The organism is Polynucleobacter sp. JS-Polo-80-F4 (genome assembly GCF_018881965.1).
Taxonomy (GTDB): domain Bacteria; phylum Pseudomonadota; class Gammaproteobacteria; order Burkholderiales; family Burkholderiaceae; genus Polynucleobacter.
The window spans coordinates 955,757-972,432 of the sequence record NZ_JACVPI010000001.1 but is presented as its reverse complement, the minus strand read 5'-3'; the positions used below and the strand labels follow the sequence as shown (position 1 = coordinate 972,432).

The 16,676-nt window shown below is 46.1% G+C and carries 18 protein-coding genes; 13 read left to right on the top strand and 5 right to left on the bottom strand.

Annotated elements, in window-relative coordinates; all coding sequences use genetic code 11:
* Position 1 precedes the first annotated feature (1 nt).
* Together ICN20_RS04970 and apaG are read right to left on the bottom strand one after the other, a co-directional pair.
* Positions 2-1,132 (bottom strand): murein transglycosylase A, encoded by a 1,131-nt coding sequence (locus ICN20_RS04970; RefSeq protein WP_216238443.1) that lies wholly within the window; start codon positions 1,130-1,132, stop codon positions 2-4.
* Between the two features lie 141 nt (positions 1,133-1,273).
* Complete coding sequence (apaG, locus tag ICN20_RS04965; protein ID WP_216228382.1) at positions 1,274-1,648, bottom strand: Co2+/Mg2+ efflux protein ApaG; 375 nt, start codon at positions 1,646-1,648, stop codon at positions 1,274-1,276.
* Positions 1,649-1,697: 49 nt separating this feature from the next.
* Here apaG and rpe point away from each other — a divergent pair, with 49 nt between their 5' ends.
* From rpe to trpC, 5 genes are read left to right on the top strand one after another with little or no spacing between them, the layout of a single operon-like run.
* Entirely contained in the window at positions 1,698-2,423 is a 726-nt protein-coding gene (gene rpe / locus ICN20_RS04960) for a ribulose-phosphate 3-epimerase (RefSeq protein WP_216238438.1), read from the top strand.
* A complete protein-coding gene (gene trpE, locus ICN20_RS04955; protein WP_216238436.1) occupies positions 2,423-3,928 on the top strand; it encodes an anthranilate synthase component I in 1,506 nt (501 codons plus the stop codon). The genes rpe and trpE overlap by 1 nt, the downstream gene beginning before the upstream one ends.
* Entirely contained in the window at positions 3,912-4,478 is a 567-nt protein-coding gene (locus ICN20_RS04950; protein WP_216238434.1) for an aminodeoxychorismate/anthranilate synthase component II, read from the top strand. Before trpE ends, ICN20_RS04950 begins: the two co-directional genes overlap by 17 nt.
* 17 nt (positions 4,479-4,495) lie before the next feature.
* Positions 4,496-5,521 (top strand): anthranilate phosphoribosyltransferase, encoded by a 1,026-nt coding sequence (gene trpD / locus ICN20_RS04945; RefSeq protein ID WP_216238432.1) that lies wholly within the window; start codon positions 4,496-4,498, stop codon positions 5,519-5,521.
* Positions 5,522-5,531: 10 nt separating this feature from the next.
* Positions 5,532-6,335: an indole-3-glycerol phosphate synthase TrpC gene (trpC, locus tag ICN20_RS04940; RefSeq protein ID WP_216238430.1), complete on the top strand. Its 804-nt coding sequence runs from the start codon at positions 5,532-5,534 to the stop codon at positions 6,333-6,335.
* Here the strand turns inward: trpC and ICN20_RS04935 are convergent.
* Positions 6,316-6,885 (bottom strand): hypothetical protein, encoded by a 570-nt coding sequence (locus ICN20_RS04935; RefSeq protein WP_216238428.1) that lies wholly within the window; start codon positions 6,883-6,885, stop codon positions 6,316-6,318. The genes trpC and ICN20_RS04935 overlap by 20 nt on opposite strands.
* Before the next feature lie 110 nt (positions 6,886-6,995).
* Here ICN20_RS04935 and ICN20_RS04930 point away from each other — a divergent pair, with 110 nt between their 5' ends.
* Entirely contained in the window at positions 6,996-7,346 is a 351-nt protein-coding gene (locus ICN20_RS04930) for a hypothetical protein (RefSeq protein ID WP_216238426.1), read from the top strand.
* 72 nt (positions 7,347-7,418) lie between these two features.
* Here the strand turns inward: ICN20_RS04930 and ychF are convergent, their stop codons facing one another.
* A complete protein-coding gene (ychF, locus tag ICN20_RS04925; RefSeq protein ID WP_216238424.1) occupies positions 7,419-8,513 on the bottom strand; it encodes a redox-regulated ATPase YchF in 1,095 nt (364 codons plus the stop codon).
* A 40-nt stretch (positions 8,514-8,553) separates the two neighbouring features.
* Between ychF and ICN20_RS04920 the strand changes: the two genes are divergently transcribed.
* The 4 genes from ICN20_RS04920 to ICN20_RS04905 are packed head-to-tail and all read left to right on the top strand — an operon-like array spanning position 8,554 to position 13,077.
* Entirely contained in the window at positions 8,554-9,828 is a 1,275-nt protein-coding gene (locus ICN20_RS04920) for an FAD-dependent monooxygenase (RefSeq protein WP_216238421.1), read from the top strand.
* Positions 9,821-10,537 carry a DsbC family protein gene (locus ICN20_RS04915; RefSeq protein WP_216238420.1) on the top strand — a complete coding sequence of 239 codons (717 nt, stop codon included), beginning with the start codon at positions 9,821-9,823 and terminating at the stop codon, positions 10,535-10,537. The genes ICN20_RS04920 and ICN20_RS04915 overlap by 8 nt, the downstream gene beginning before the upstream one ends.
* Before the next feature lie 2 nt (positions 10,538-10,539).
* On the top strand, positions 10,540-12,315 hold the full coding sequence (locus ICN20_RS04910) for a M61 family metallopeptidase (RefSeq protein WP_216238418.1): 1,776 nt from the start codon (positions 10,540-10,542) through the stop codon (positions 12,313-12,315).
* Positions 12,316-12,321: 6 nt separating this feature from the next.
* Positions 12,322-13,077, top strand: coding sequence for a uracil-DNA glycosylase (locus ICN20_RS04905; RefSeq protein ID WP_216238416.1), 756 nt, complete (start codon positions 12,322-12,324; stop codon positions 13,075-13,077).
* On the opposite strand, the gene ICN20_RS04900 is transcribed toward ICN20_RS04905, so the two are convergent.
* Positions 13,066-13,362 carry a hypothetical protein gene (locus tag ICN20_RS04900; RefSeq protein ID WP_255534650.1) on the bottom strand — a complete coding sequence of 99 codons (297 nt, stop codon included), beginning with the start codon at positions 13,360-13,362 and terminating at the stop codon, positions 13,066-13,068. The genes ICN20_RS04905 and ICN20_RS04900 overlap by 12 nt on opposite strands.
* 1 nt (position 13,363) lies before the next feature.
* Between ICN20_RS04900 and hemA the strand changes: the two genes are divergently transcribed.
* The 3 genes from hemA to prmC are packed head-to-tail and all read left to right on the top strand — an operon-like array spanning position 13,364 to position 16,627.
* Positions 13,364-14,680 carry a glutamyl-tRNA reductase gene (gene hemA / locus ICN20_RS04895; protein ID WP_216238414.1) on the top strand — a complete coding sequence of 439 codons (1,317 nt, stop codon included), beginning with the start codon at positions 13,364-13,366 and terminating at the stop codon, positions 14,678-14,680.
* The gene (prfA, locus tag ICN20_RS04890; RefSeq protein ID WP_216238410.1) at positions 14,681-15,760 is read left to right on the top strand and encodes a peptide chain release factor 1; all 1,080 of its coding nucleotides are present in this window, start codon (positions 14,681-14,683) and stop codon (positions 15,758-15,760) included.
* Positions 15,761-15,784: 24 nt separating this feature from the next.
* A complete protein-coding gene (gene prmC, locus ICN20_RS04885; protein ID WP_216238409.1) occupies positions 15,785-16,627 on the top strand; it encodes a peptide chain release factor N(5)-glutamine methyltransferase in 843 nt (280 codons plus the stop codon).
* Positions 16,628-16,676: the final 49 nt, after the last annotated feature.

The window sequence follows — 16,676 nt, the reverse complement described above, 5'->3', positions numbered from 1 at the left end:
ATTAACGTGGAAGCAATAACCACATCCTGCCATTTTGTTTCATGCGACCCGCCATTTCTCCAGCAGAGTCTCCAGACCCCCAATAGTAGTCTGCTCTTACGCCACCCACAATGGCTTTACCCGTATCTTGTGCCATGACTAATTTTTGCAAAGGCTGACTACTCAATGGTTTGGTAGTCGCTAAAAAGACAGGTGCACCCAATGGCAAAGCCTGTAAGTCCACCGCAATACTGCGCTCGCTAGTCAGCGGGACTCCTAGAGCGCCATTGGGACCCAAATCTGCAGCCACGTTACCTGGCAACTCTTTGAAGAAAACAAAACGGGGGTTTGCGTTGAGCATCTCATTTACTTGACCAGGATTACGTTTAGCCCATTGAGAGATACCTTGCATGGTGGCTTCACTACGAGTAATTTCCTTACGATCTAATAGCCACTGAGCAAATGATTTGAATGGTTGATCATTGGTGCCAGCATAACCAAGGCGCAAGATGCGACCATCTTCAAGACGAATTTTTCCAGAGCCTTGAATTTGCATAAATGCTGCTGCTACTGGGTCTTGCACCCATGCAATTTCTGAGCCCTGCAAAATGCCCGAGCTCATCAGTTCAGCCCGGCTTGGGGCTGGGTTAGGTTTAGATTTGCGCCATGCATTAGGGTAGCCATACAGTGGCACGTTATAAGTACTGGTCCGGGTTTGTGAACCATTCATCACTGGCTCGTAATAGCCAGTAATTAAACCTATATCACTTGCAGCGCTATTGCGAATTTCATAAGCCTGAAAATTACTTTCGAAGTATTTACGAATCGCCTGCGTATCCCTACTCGATACATTGTTAGCTTGAGCACAGACCTGTCGCCAATTCACCTCGCTATTTTTCTTGCGTAAGGCATCGCAACTTTTTAACCAAGCAGGCCAAGCCTGAGATAAGTCGTCCTCTTGCCACCCTGGCAGAGCTTGCCAAGAGACTGCACTGAAGCTGGCGATCGAAGAGTTGTAATTTGTCGGTGAAGCGCCAGAAGCACTAGAGCGCGATGCTGTGCTGCGAGTAGGGGGTGCTGAACACCCTGCAATCAAGCTCGCTATGAGGATAGCGAATACACTTAGCGAAACCAATTTAAATTTAGAAATCATGATTGCCAATTTACTCGATGAATACCCAATGCTACTGTTTGCTTTTGAGGGTGCTGTTGCCTTAGGGCTATTGCTGTTTATTGTCCTATGGACAGGTAAAGGCAAGAAATAGTATTGCAGCAGTCTTTCTGAGGCCCCACATTAATGCAGGGTACGTGGCATCACTAGAGCAAATTCTGGAATGGGGGCCTGAAAGAACTGGGCATCCTCAGTGACGCAAAAATACTCTCCACGCATTGTGCCGGCTGGAGTCGGCAAAGTAGCCCAGCTGGTGTACTCAAAATGCTCGCCAGAGCGCAATAATGGCTGCTGCCCTACGACCCCTAAGCCCCGAACCTCCTGGACATCGTTATCTCCGTCGGTAATGAACCAATGGCGCGCTATCAGCTGAATGCTGGCTGTTCCAGTATTTCGAATGGTGACCGTGTAAGCAAAGGCAAATTGACGGTTATCAGGGTCAGATTGCTCTGGAAGGTACTGGGCTTTCACCGTAACAGTCATTTCGTGGGGATTCATGCTCGAATTCTGCTTCATCCTGAACCCAACTGCAAGCTAGAATCTAGGGATGGAAAGCCAAAAATCATCCTCAAACAGTCAATTTGTCATTGCACCCTCTATTTTGTCGGCTGACTTTGCCTGCCTGGGCAAGGAAGTACAGGACGTTTTAGTGGCGGGTGCGGACTGGATTCACTTTGACGTGATGGATAACCACTACGTTCCGAATCTCACTATTGGCCCCTTAGTCTGTGAGGCTATTCGCCCCTATGCAAACAAAGATGGCAAGCCAGCAGTGATTGATGTGCATCTCATGATCGAGCCAGTGGATCGGATCGTTCCTGACTTTGCTAAAGCCGGTGCAAATTTAATTAGCTTTCATCCTGAAGCAAGCCCTCACGTTAATCGCACGCTGAACTTAATTCGCGATCAAGGATGTCAAGCGGGCCTAGTATTCAATCCAGCTACGCCACTAGATCATCTCGATCACACTTTGGAATTACTGGATCTTGTATTACTCATGTCAGTGAACCCAGGATTTGGCGGTCAATCATTTATCCCAAGCACTTTACAAAAGATTACTCAAGTACGCGCACGCCTTGATCGCTATCAAGCAGAAACTGGTCGACACATTCGCCTTGAAGTGGATGGCGGAATTAAGGTCGACAATATTGCGGAGGTAGCACGAGCAGGTGCCGATACTTTTGTGGCAGGCTCAGCAATTTATGCAAAAGAGAATTACGCACAAGTAATCGAAGCAATGCGCACCGAATTAGGTAAGTCAGGGAAAGCGTAATGCAGCGCGAAGAATTTAACGCTTTAGCAAAGCAGGGCTTCAACCGCATCCCTTTAATTAAAGAGGTTTTAGCGGACCTAGAGACCCCGCTATCCCTCTATGTCAAGCTCACTCAAGCGTTCGGCAAGACGAATACTTACTTGCTGGAGTCCGTATTGGGTGGCGAGCGTTTTGGCCGCTTCTCCTTTATTGGCCTGCCTGCCAAGACAATCTTGAGAACTGTTGGGACCCCTTCTGCACCAGTTAACGAAGTGGTGACCGATGGAAAAGTTATTGAGACCAACACTGATAATCCGCTCGACTTTGTAGACACTTATTTCAAACGCTTTAAGGTAGCTTTGCAGCCTGACATGCCGCGCTTTTGTGGTGGTCTTGCCGGTTACTTTGGCTATGATACGGTTCGTTATATTGAGCACCGTTTAGCTAAGCATCACTTGCCGGATGAATTAGGTGTGCCTGACATTCAACTCATGCTGACTGAAGAGCTAGCTGTGATTGATAACGTTGCTGGGAAAATTTACTTCATTGTTTATGCGGACCCAAGCATTACAGATGGCTTTGAAAGATCACAGGCCCGTCTAAAAGAATTACTGACCTGCCTTGGTAAGCCAGCAAACATGCCAGCCTCTTTACCAAGCACTAAAACTGATCTCATTCGTAAATTCAAAGCGGAAGATTTCGAAAAGGCAGTGCTTAAAACTAAAGAATATATTTTGGCCGGCGATTGTATGCAAGTAGTTATTGGTCAACGCATTAGCAAGCCATTTACAGATTCACCATTGGCCCTCTACAGAGCTTTGCGCTCACTCAATCCATCGCCTTATATGTATTTCTATGATTTTGGCGACATGCAAATTGTTGGCTCATCTCCTGAGATTTTGGTTCGCCAAGAAAAACGCGCCGCTGAGAAGATTGTCACCATCAGACCGCTAGCAGGCACTCGCCCTCGTGGGGCAAATCCAGAGGAAGATGCGCGTTTAGCCAAAGAACTCTTGGCAGATCCCAAAGAAATCGCCGAGCATGTCATGTTGATCGATTTAGCTCGAAATGATGTGGGACGCATTGCCAAGACTGGCTCCGTCAAAGTAACTGACTCTATGTCGATTGAGAAATACTCCCATGTTCAGCACATCGTAAGCTCAGTAGAAGGTGATCTCTTAGACAATATGAGCAATATGGATGTGTTGCGCGCCACCTTCCCAGCAGGCACCCTATCAGGCGCCCCAAAAATTCGGGCAATGGAAATCATCGATGAGATGGAAATTGTGAAGCGCGGTGTGTATGGTGGCGCAGTGGGTTACCTCTCGTTCTCCGGCGATATGGATGTTGCAATTGCTATTCGCACTGGCGTCATCCGTAATCGCATGCTTCATTCTCAGGCTGGAGCTGGCGTTGTAGCTGACTCCGACCCGACTGCCGAATGGAAAGAAACTGAAGCTAAGGCACGCGCAGTGTTAACTGCAGCAGATTTAGTACAAGGAGGACTCGATGCTCCTAATGATTGATAACTATGATTCGTTTACTTACAACCTAGTTCAGTACTTTGCAGAACTCGGTGAAGAAGTAAAAGTATTTCGGAATGATGAAATTGCTGTGGAAGATATTGCCAAGCTCAATCCTGCGCGCATTTGTATCTCGCCTGGACCTTGCAGCCCTTCTGAGGCGGGTATATCCGTTGAAACAATCAAGCGTTATGCCGGACAAATTCCAATCCTCGGAGTTTGTTTGGGTCACCAAGCTATTGGCGAAGCATTTGGCGGTAAAGTGATTCGCGCCCAAAAAGTAATGCATGGCAAGACAGATAGTATTCATCACACTGGTATGGGTGTATTTAAAAATCTACCAGACCCATTTAAAGTCACTCGCTATCACTCGCTAGCTATTGAGAAAAGTTCTTTGCCTGCGATGTTGGAGATCACAGCAACTTCATCTGATGGTGAGATTATGGGCGTGCGCCATAAAGAGCTTGCAGTTGAAGGTGTGCAGTTTCATCCAGAATCCATTCTTTCTGAGCACGGCCACGCCCTGCTCAAGAATTTTTTACAAAACAAATAAAGCCTATTAATAGCGCCATGCCAATTACTCCGCAAGAAGCCTTACAACGCTGCATTGAACATCGCGAACTCTTTCATGATGAAATGACAGCAATGATGCGTCTCATCATGAGCGGTGAAATGTCGCCAGAGCTTGTTGCTGGATTACTGGTTGCCCTACGCACCAAAAAAGAAACTGTTGGCGAAATCGCCGCAGCCGCAAAAGTGATGCGTGAGTTTGCTACCACCGTGAAGGTTGATAACCGCAGTCATTTAGTCGATGTAGTGGGTACTGGCGGTGATGGTGCACATACTTTCAACATCTCTACAGCAGCGATGTTCGTGGCAGCTGGAGCGGGTGCAAAAATCGCTAAGCATGGTAACCGTAGTGTGAGCAGCAAATCAGGAAGTGCGGACGTATTAGAGGCGCTTGGCGTTAATCTGACCTTATCTGCCGATCAAGTTGCGAAATGCATCTCAACAGTAGGTGCTGGATTTATGTTTGCCCCGAATCACCATCCCGCAATGAAGAACGTAGTGCCAATTCGCAAACAACTTGGCGTGCGCACCATTTTTAATATCCTGGGACCCCTGACCAACCCCGCTGATGCCAAGCGGATATTGATGGGCGTCTTTCATCCTGATCTCGTTGGTATTCAGGCACGTGTATTACAAGCTCTGGGGATGGAGCACGCACTAGTGGTTTATGGACGCGATGGTCTAGATGAAATTTCCCTAGAGGGCCCAACCTTAGTCGGCGAACTTAAGGATGGCGTGGTTCGTGAATATGAAATTAATCCAAGCGATTTTGGACTCAATACTGCCCTTACCAATAGCTTTAAAGTTGCCAACGCTGAAGAGTCCAAAAAAATAGTGTTAGATGTGCTCGATGGCAAGCCAGGCGCAGCTAGTGACATCGTTTGTCTTAATGCTGGGGCCACACTCTATGTAGCAGGAGTGGCTAATGATATTGCCAATGGCGTTACTCTAGCTAAAGCGGCCATTTCTTCTGGTGCAGCACGTCAAAAATTAAACGTTTTTGTTGCAGCAACACAATCTAAATAATTCCTTATACATGAGCGATATCCTCGACAGAATTGTTGCTACCAAAAAGATTGAAGTAGCCAAGTGCCTGCAGAAAGTATCGCTCGCCAATCATCGTGAGCAAGCGCAGGCGAACAATCAAGATGCGCTACTAAAGCCAAGAGGCTTTATTCGAGCCATTGAGAGCAAAATCTCTGCTGGTAAAGCTGGGGTCATCACTGAAATTAAAAAGGCAAGTCCAAGCAAGGGCATTTTGCGCGAGAACTTCTTGCCAGCAGCCATTGCTCAATCTTATGAAAAGCATGGCGCCGCTTGTTTATCAGTGCTTACTGATCAAGATTACTTCCAAGGCAGTAATGCCTACTTACAGGAAGCGCGTGCTGCATGCCAAATCCCTGTTTTACGCAAAGACTTCACCATAGACCCATATCAAGTTTATGAAGCCCGCTCGATTGGCGCTGATGCAATCTTATTAATTGTGGCTTGCTTGGAACTCAATCAAATGAAAGAGCTCGAGGCCTGCGCTCATGAGTTGGGACTGGATGTATTGGTCGAGGTTCATAACGCACCAGAATTAGAGCAGGCATTGGAACTAAAAACGCCATTACTCGGAATTAACAACCGCAACCTCAAAACCTTTGAGGTAACGCTGCAAACTACCCTTTCATTACTATCGATGGTTCCAGCCAATAAAACTTTGGTTACTGAGTCAGGGATATTAAGTCGCGCTGATGTGGAACTTATGCGTAACAGTCAAATTAATGCCTTCTTGGTTGGCGAAGCATTTATGCGCGCTGCTGATCCAGGCGCAGCCCTTAGTGAGCTATTTTCCTAGTTTTCCTTAAAAGATCTAAGCAAGATTTAATCAAAGAGATCAGTAGTAACGAACCTAAGACATCACCTATAAACATCACCACAAAGTGATTTAGGCTACCCGTATCCTCCAACGTCATTATGGAGAACCACCACTGGTGGAGGCCTGCTGAAAGTAAGGAGTAAATCAAAATACAAGCAATGAGCTTTGGAAAGCTCAAATTACTCAAGTCTGACTCAAGACGAATATTGCTAAAGACAAAATATCTAGCCAAGTAAGGCGCGAATCCAGAGATAAGTCCAACGCCAATACATAAGGTTAAATCGTGCGGAAAATCGCCGTAATAACTAATTAAGAAAGAAGCTACAGCGATACCGATCGCACCCGGCAAACCAAAAATCAGAGTTAAAAATAAGCGCAGACCAGCGGGCAGATAAATCCAACTTACTCCCAAGCCGAAGGTGATGCTACTTGTTAACCAGTTATTGAAATAGAAAAGAAATGTGTACACCATCGAACTAATCACTAGTCCGATAAACCATTCTGAAGAAATTTTAAATAACTTAAACATTGCAAATAGTATGGATTATTTTTAATTGATACGCATCAATTGCTAAAATTAGATTCTAGTAATAAAATTGCGTTAGCCTTAGAGCTAATAACTAATAATTACTACTAAATATGTCAATTCCAAAACCCTCTTCCTATATTAAGTTTCTTAATCTGCTCGATGCTATTGATCGCATCAACCCAGGGAAAAAACTTGACTGCATCGAAGAGAGTTTGCTTGATAAGATTGTTGCCTGTGCTCATGCGAAGCAAGCAATTTTGGTTGGTGACTTGATTTCTATTTCTGACCTAGGCTCACAAGCTACCTTGCACGGGCGCCTCAAAAATCTGAGCGCTTTGGGATACATCAAAATGGCAGCAAATACCGATGGTCGCAAAAAAGAAGTGCTTCCTACCAAGATGGCACTCAAGCGCTATGAAGAAATTTCAAAATGCTTAGAGAAGGCAGCCAAAGCTTCATAATCAATCACAGCCCCACTGGATAAGCAAAAAAGCCCTGAAAAGGGCTTTTTTATTTGGTCAAGATCAAATGCTTTAGACGTTAAATAAGAAATTCAAGACGTCACCGTCTTTAACAACGTACTCCTTACCTTCAGCGCGCATCTTACCCGCTTCTTTAGCGCCCGCTTCACCCTTGAACTGAACAAAATCATCATAAGAGATAGTCTGAGCACGAATAAATCCACGCTCAAAGTCTGTATGAATAACGCCAGCCGCTTGCGGTGCCGTATCACCTACATGAATAGTCCAGGCGCGAACTTCTTTAACGCCTGCTGTGAAATACGTTTGTAAACCTAACAATGAATAACCAGCGCGAATCACGCGATCCAAGCCAGGCTCTTCCATACCTAGGTCCGCTAAGAACTCAATCTTGTCTGCTTCTTCTAGGTCTGCGATTTCTGCCTCAATTGCGGCACATACAGCCACCACTGGAGCGTTTTCTTTTGCAGCATGCTGCTTAACCGCTTCAAGATGAGGATTGTTTGAGAAACCATCTTCTTTTACGTTTGCAACATACATAGCAGGTTTAGCAGTAATCAAACACAAAGGTTTAATTAATAACTTTTCGTCGTCACTCAGATTCAAACTCCGCACTGGTAACGCTGAATCCAGATGAGATTGAACTTTAGTGAGAACCGCGACTAATGCGGCAGCCTCTTTATCGTTTCCAGACTTAGCAGCCTTGCTTGAGCGATTTAAGGTTTTTTCAACCGTCGCCAAGTCCGATAAAGCCAATTCGGTGTCAATCACGCCAATGTCAGCAATAGGATCGATTTTTCCGGCAACGTGGATGACGTTAGGGTCATCAAAGCACCGCACCACGTGGGTAATGGCATCAGTTTCACGGATATTCGCTAAAAACTGATTGCCAAGACCTTCGCCTTTTGAGGCACCAGCTACCAAACCAGCTATATCGACAAACTCAACAGCTGCCGGCAGGATGCGCTCAGGCTTCACGATCTCAGCCAAGGCGGCTAGACGGGGGTCAGGGACCTCAACAACGCCCACGTTAGGCTCAATCGTGCAGAAAGGATAGTTTTCTGCTGCGATTCCAGCTTTGGTAAGCGCATTAAAGAGGGTAGATTTGCCGACGTTAGGCAGGCCGACGATGCCACATTTCAAAGACATACCGGTATTGTAAAGGGGCTGGTTTCGATATCATCGAGTTATGTCAGAAGTTTTGCAAAATCACCTCTCGAAGTCCTCGGCTCCCAACTCCCAAAACCGCTCCGTAGATGTCGTGGTGGTTGGTGGAGGCATTGTAGGTAAGGCCTGCGCCCTAGGCCTAGCCCAGCTTGGCCTGCAAACCATTGAGATTGCCCCCGATTTAGGACAAAACGTCCCAAATCCGCAAGGAACCCAATGGGGCCAAAGAATTTACGCTTTTTCCCCAAGCACCCAAAAATTATTAGCCCATTTGCATCTCTGGGATGCAATTGATCACGGTCGATTGCAGCCAGTAAGAGATATGCGAATCTATGGCGATAGAGGCGAAAAGAACGATCAACTCCATCTCTCTGCTTTTGAAGCAGGAACTCCGCAGCTTGCTTGGATTGGAGAGGCCAACTTAATTGAACACACCATTGATCAAGCTTCACGTTTTCAAAACAAACTAGAACGCATTAATGATGTAGTTGAAAAAATTTATGTAGATGCCGATGGGAGCACTCTCCATTTAAAAAATGGCGGCAGCATTCGTGCACAACTAGTCATTGCAGCCGACGGTGCTAACTCTCCAATTCGCAATGAACTAGGAATGAGTGTAAGCGAAGAAAGTTATTCGCAAAGCGCAGTAGTTATTAATTGGCTTTGTACCTATCCCCATTTAGAAACTGCTTTTCAGTGGTTCTTGCCGGGTGGCGATATTGTTGCCATGCTGCCATTACCGGGGAAACAAGTCTCCATGGTTTGGTCAACCTCACCAGAAAATGCCAATGATTTATTAAAACTCGATCAAGCGCAATGGTTGGATCAATTTGCATCTATTGCTCATGGTGCAATTATTAAGCAGCTGGGTGAACTGACTCTCAACTCAACTCCCGCCGCCTATCCTTTGAGAAAAATTCGCGCTAAACGATTTATTGGTCCAGAAGCCTCACCAAAGGTGGTATTGATCGGCGATGCCGCCCATGTCATGCACCCATTAGCCGGACAAGGCCTCAATTTAGGTTTACGTGATGTTGCTGTTTTACTAAATATTTTAGGTAAACGGGAATCCTTCCGATCACCAAGCGACATCGTGCTATTGCGTCGTTATGAACGTCAGCGCCAAGGTGATACCAGTGCACTCTTATGGGTTACCGATAAACTCAAGAAATTATTTTCTGCAAGCAGCAACACTGAACGCCAACTCCGCAACTGGGGTCTAGGTCTTGTGAATAAGAGTCACTTTATTAAACAGCGCTTAATTGAACGCGCTTTAGGAGAAATTGATTTTGAATAAATTCTTAGCTGCGATCGCCTTTATTGGCGCAACATTCCTTTGTGCTGGATCGATACACGCACAACCAGAGCAACAAATAAAAACCGAGATTCAAAAGAAGTTAGGGACAAACGCTAAAGTAAAAAGCGTTTCGCCAGCGCCGGTTTCGGGTTTATATGAAGTGTTGGTTGGCAATGATATTTTTTATACCGATGCTTCTGCGAAATATCTCATCCAAGGTGAAATCATCGAGCTCGCATCGGGTAAAAATATTACTGAACAAAGACAGGCTGACTTGAACCGGATTAAGTGGAGCGAATTAACGCCTGCCAATGCCATCAAAAACGTACGTGGTAATGGCAGCCGTCAACTAGCGGTTTTCTCTGACCCCAACTGTGGCTACTGTAAGCGCCTAGAAAAGTCCCTGCAACAACTCGATAACGTGACGATCTATACCTACTTAATTCCGATCCTGTCGCCTGACTCCACGCAAAAATCAAAACAGATTTGGTGCTCTTCCGATCCATACAAGGCATATATTGATTGGATGATTAACGGTATAGCACCTAGCGGCAAAGGCGAGTGCACGACACCGCTAGATAAGAATATGGCTTTTGCCAAGACCTATGGCATCACAGGCACGCCAACGCTATTCTTTACAGATGGCAGCCGCTTCCCTGGTGCAGTACAAATCACAGATATCGAAAAGAAATTTAACTCGCTGAAATAATCATGAACCATGCCGACTTACCTGCAATTCAATATACGATCTGGCCGGCAGATCTGCATGGTCATCGCTTTCGTGTCAAATTACACATTGCTAACCCAGATCCAAATGGGCAAATATTACAAATGCCAGCCTGGATTCCAGGAAGCTATTTAATTCGTGATTTCAGCAAACAAATTGAGTCGATTGAAGCCCATTCAATTACAGGCACTAGAAAAAAAATTGTTCTCGAACGTATAGACAACGACCATTGGCTTCTACCGCCACTGGTCGGCCCGGTAGAAATCCTCACTAGTGTTTATGCGTTTGACTCTTCAGTGAGAGCAGCATATTTAGATACCGAACGAGCATTCATTAACGCTACCAGCTTGTGTTTGGCTGTTAAAGGCCAAGAGCACTTACCCTGCTCACTTGCCATCACACCTCCGGAGCTTGCTTTTGCTGATCATTGGACAGTGCAAACCACCTTAAGGGCAGTTAAAACCGATGACCGTGGGTTTGGTTTTTATCTGGCACAAAACTATGATGATCTGGTAGATCATCCTTTAGCAATGGGTGAGTTCCAGCTCGTACACTGGAAATCGAATGGCGTAGCGCATCGCATGGCAATCCAAGGATGCAATCATATTGTTGATGCCAAACGTCTAGCCCAAGATTTACAAGCAATCTGCACTAGCACTATTGATCTCTTTGAGCCTAAAACTAAGCGTGCGCCTTTTGGAGAATATCTTTTCTTGGTCAATGCAGTGTTGAATGGCTATGGTGGACTTGAGCATCGTAATAGCACTGCCTTACTCTGCCGTCGCGATCAGATTCCCCAAGAAAATATTCTCTTTGAAGAATCTACTTATAGAGAATTCCTGGGCTTATGTAGTCATGAGTATTTTCATGCTTGGCTAGTCAAAAGAATTCAGCCTAAGGCTTTTCAGCCATACGATTTATCTAAACGTAATCACACTCGCTTGCTGTGGGTATTTGAAGGCTTTACCAGCTATTACGACGATCTCCAGCTATTACGCAGCAGACGAATTGATCTCAAAACTTATCTTAAACTCGTTGCAGACAATTGGAATGGCATCTTGCGCGGCCCAGGCCGCCAGAAGCAAAGTTTGGCTGACAGCTCTTTTGATGCGTGGACTAAATATTACCAATCTGATGAGAACACCCCTAATGCTGTCGTAAGTTACTACGGCAAAGGCGCCCTACTGGCGCTTGGCTTAGATTTACAAATCCGCGCTTTCTCTAAGAATAAACAGTCTCTTGACGATCTTATGCGCCTGCTTTGGCGCAAGCATGGCAGCACCGGAATCGCGGAAGATGGATTAGATGAGTTGATTTTTGAATTGTTAGGCGATGGTTTTAGCAAAACGTGGCGCGAGATGAAGGTGCGATATATTTTTGGCGTTGAAGACATTCCGCTACAAAAATGGATTGCCTCAAATCTCATTTCTGTAAAACCAAAATCCCTATCGACACTGGAAAAGATCAAGCTCCAGTTTGGGATGCGTCATACCGATATGAATGGCTGGCTTAAGGTGACTCACGTTCTTGACGGTGGTATTGCGCAAGCAGCAGGACTTGCAGCTGGAGATTTACTAGCCAGTATTGATGGGCAACGTGTTACTAGCGCCCGCTGGGATAGAGTCCTAGGCAGTCTTTCTGAAAATGCTCATACCCGCATTACTTTCTATCGCGATGATCTTGAGCATGAGCGCATGGTCTCACTGCAGTCTGCACTAATACCAGTTCAATACGGACTCACGCCCAAGAAAGATGCTTGAGCAAAATTGAAAGCGCAATTTTCAAAAGACGATATCCCGAATGATTGGCAAGAATTGCTTGGGAGTTATTTCGAGACAGCAGATTGGCAATTTTTAGAGAAAAATTTACAGACTGCTTTAGATTTGAACCCTAGTACTGTTAGGCCTGAGCCGCAAAACTTTTTTAAAGCCCTCAAACTTAGCCCCGTTCATTCAGTAAAAGTCGTCATCCTAGGCCAAGATCCATATCATTCAGCTGGTTTGGCTCAGGGACTAGCATTTTCTATTCCCGCAGAGATAGCAGTGAACTCCCGAGCATTTCCTAGTTCACTGCGCAATATCAGCAAAGCACTGGTGCTAGAAGGTTTTGGATCTTTACCAAATGGAGATCTTCATCACTGGGCCAAGCAAGGGGTGCTTCTGCTGAATACAGCCTTGAGCGTTAAATTGGGTGAAGCCGGTAGCCACACTAATCTGGGATGGAAAAGTTTGATTGACCATCTCATTAGCGCTTTGTCAAAACAAAATCCCAATCTAGTCTGGATGTTATGGGGTGGTCATGCTCAATCTAAACTTCCCTTGATTGAAAATGGCAAAGACCCATTGGTTTTGCAATCCTCCCACCCCTCAGGTCTTGGCGTATACAAAACCGATAAACCATTTTTGGAGCCTGGAGGCAAAGCAAGCTGTGGTCACTTCGCCAAAGCTAACCAATGGCTTTTAAACCACAAAGATTTGCCTATTCAGTGGGTAGTAGACCCTGAGAAGAACCTATTTAGCTAAAGCAGTAAAAATACAACCCACAGTACAAGCAGCAAAAATAGCGCTTGCCCACTCCAGGATTTGCCCAGACTGGAAAAGACCCCAGTATTGCCCTAAATACGAGCTGATAGCTGCCGCAATAAACCCAAGCAAGAAGGCTATGAGAATTCTTCCGGACTTAGCCCCAGAAGAAGCGCCGGGATAAAAAATCCAGGCTGATGCCCCAGAAATACCCCCAATCACCAGAAAAGCTAAAAACCCCATTGATACCCCCATTAATGCTGCCATCAAATCTATAATCGCCATTATGAAGTTGTTGACACTCGGCATCAATCATCACACAGCGCCGCTAGCCGTTCGGGAAAAGGTCGCCTTTGACCCTGAATTTCTTCAAGAAGCGTTACATGACCTTCGCCAACATTTAGTTGGTGCGAATCAGGCTGGGCTGCCCGAGGCCACTATCTTGTCAACCTGTAATCGAACTGAAGTCTACTGTGCTGCAAATGATGCCAGCGCTGCAGGCCTTTTACATGAAGCTACTTTTGATTGGTTAGCTAAAACCCAACAGCTTGCTCCAAGCAGTCTTGAGCCACACATTTATTCACTGCCACAATCAGATGCAGTTCGACATGCATTCAGAGTTGCTTGTGGCTTAGATTCTATGGTGATTGGCGAGACTCAAATTTTGGGTCAAATGAAAGATGCGGTTCGCACTGCAAACGATGCTGGTGTTTTAGGAACCTACCTTAACCAACTCTTTCAGAAAACATTTGCGGTAGCCAAAGAAGTTCGCGGTTCCACTGAAATTGGTGCTCACTCCATTTCAATGGCAGCAGCATCTGTTCGCCTCTCTGAGCGGATCTTTGAAAAGATTTCAGATCAAAAGATTCTATTTATTGGCGCAGGTGAAATGATCACTTTATGCGCCACTCATTTTGTTGCACGCAAACCGAAGAATGTAGCTATCGCCAACCGCACTATTGAGCGTGGCCAGGAGTTAGCAGATTCCATTTCTGAGCAAGATGTAGAAGCCGAGTCCTTCAAGCTCTCAGAGCTTCCTGGTCGCTTGCATGAGTTCGACATCATTGTGTCGAGTACCGCCTCATCCTTACCGATTATTGGTCTAGGCATGGTGGAGAGCGCATTGAAACAGCGTCGCCATAAGCCTATGGTGATGATTGATTTGGCAGTGCCGCGAGACTTTGAGCCAGAAATATCCAGATTAGACGACATCTATCTCTACACAGTCGATGATCTCGGAGTCATGATTCAGACTGGCACAAGCTTGCGTCAAGCGGCTGTTAGTCAAGCTGAAGCAATCATCGAAGATCGCGTTGGTAACTTCATGCATTGGATGCAAGGCCGCAACGCAGTGCCTCTCATTCAAGATATTCAGCAGCAAGGTGAGCGATTGCGTCAACTTGAACTTGAACGTGCAATGAAACGTTTGATGCGCGGCGAAGATCCACAAGAAGTTCTCAATGCAATGGCTCAAGGCTTAACCAATAAATTTTTGCACGGTTCACTCCATGCACTACAACATTCGAATGGCGCTGAGCGTGACGCCCTGATTAAGTTGTTACCCAAACTATTCGCCTCACACACCAAGCCAGAAGATCATTAGATGAAGCCCAGTATGCGGGCTAAGCTAGACCACCTAGATACGCGCTTAGCCGAACTTAACTCCCTTTTAACTTCCGAAGAAGCAACCAAAGATATGGATGCCTATCGGAAACTCACGCGTGAACATTCCGATATTGCTACGGTAGTTGAGCAGTTTGGCCTCTACAAGCAAGCCGAGGCTGATGCACAAGCGGCGGAAGACATGCGTAAAGATCCGGAGATGAAGGACTTTGCCGATGATGAGCAGAAGCAGGCCTTGGCTACGATGGAGCTCCTTGAGGGCGCATTACAAAAGCTTTTGCTTCCTAAGGATGAAAATGATGATCGCAATGTTTTCTTAGAGATTCGCGCCGGAACAGGCGGCGATGAAAGCGCGCTCTTTGCTGGTGATCTCCTGCGCATGTATACACGCTTTGCAGAGCGCCAAGGCTGGAAAGTGGAAATGGTCAGCGCCGCTGAATCCGATTTAGGCGGATATAAAGAAGTGGTCCTTCGCCTGGTTGGGCAGTCTGTTTACTCACGCCTCAAGTTTGAATCTGGCGGTCATCGTGTGCAACGCGTGCCACAAACAGAAACTCAAGGACGCATTCATACCTCGGCCTGTACTGTAGCCGTGATGCCAGAAGCAGATGAGCTTGAAGCAGTCAAAATTAATCCTGCTGAATTACGCATTGATACCTTCCGCGCCTCAGGCGCTGGCGGTCAGCATATTAACAAAACGGATTCAGCAGTGCGCATTACACACTTACCTACCGGCACAGTGGTTGAATGCCAAGATGATCGCAGCCAACACCGCAATCGAGAACAAGCAATGAAGGTATTGGTTTCTCGCATCATGGATGCCCGGGAACGCGAGAAACATCAGCTCGAAGCGCAGACCCGCAAGTCCTTAGTTGGCTCTGGTGATCGCAGTGATCGAATCCGCACTTATAACTTTCCCCAAGGTCGCATCACCGACCATCGCATTAACCTAACGCTTTATAAAATCGATGCCATGATGGATGGTGATATCGATGATCTTTGCAATGCGCTTGCTTCGGAGCATCAAGCAGAGTTACTTGCAGCTCTCGGTGATAACTAAGCCATAACCGAGATAACTACAACTGTGAGTGAAGATTTAAGCCTGCGCTCTCTATTGAGAGATACAGCCCTGAGGCCAGCCGAGGCAAAAATCCTTATGGCCCATATTCTAGAAAAGCATTACCAACTTCCTCGCTCAGCCCTACTCTCTCGAGATGAGATGTCGCTAGATGCAGAAGCAATGGCAGACTGGAACCATCTTCAAGCCAGAAGACTTCATGGCGAACCCATTGCCTACCTAGTAGGCAAAAGAGGTTTTCATAATATTGAGCTGTATGTTGCTCCTGGCGTTTTGATACCAAGGCCGGAAACTGAACTCCTCGTTGAGATCGGCTTGCGTGAAATCAATCACCTAAAGTCTCCTGCAAGGATTCTAGATTTAGGAACTGGCTCAGGAGCGATCGCCTTAGCAATTGCCCATGAGGTTCCTGGTGCGCAACTTACCGCCACCGATCAATCGGAAGCTGCTTTAGCAATCGCCAAAACTAATGCCAAATTGTTGAATGTCGCCACTCGAGTACAGTTTTTACTAGGCAGCTGGTATGAGGCGATTGAAGAAGGCGCACCTTTTGACATCATCCTTAGCAATCCACCGTATATAGCCGCTCAAGATTCGCATTTAAGTCAGGGCGACTTGCGCTTTGAACCGGTTTCAGCCCTAACCGACCATGGTAGCGGGCTCACGTGCCTGGAGAACATTATTCTGAATGCCAAACACTACCTCAATCCAAATGGCTTACTCGCCGTTGAGCATGGCTTTGACCAATCAGAGGCGGTTGTAGCCCTTATGAAACAAGCCGATTTTCATGACATCCAAACGCATTTGGATTTAGGCGGCCATTACCGTGTCGCCTCAGGCAGAAAATAGGGCTAAATAACCTTTTTTCACATTAAGTCTTAAAATCACATAAACCTCA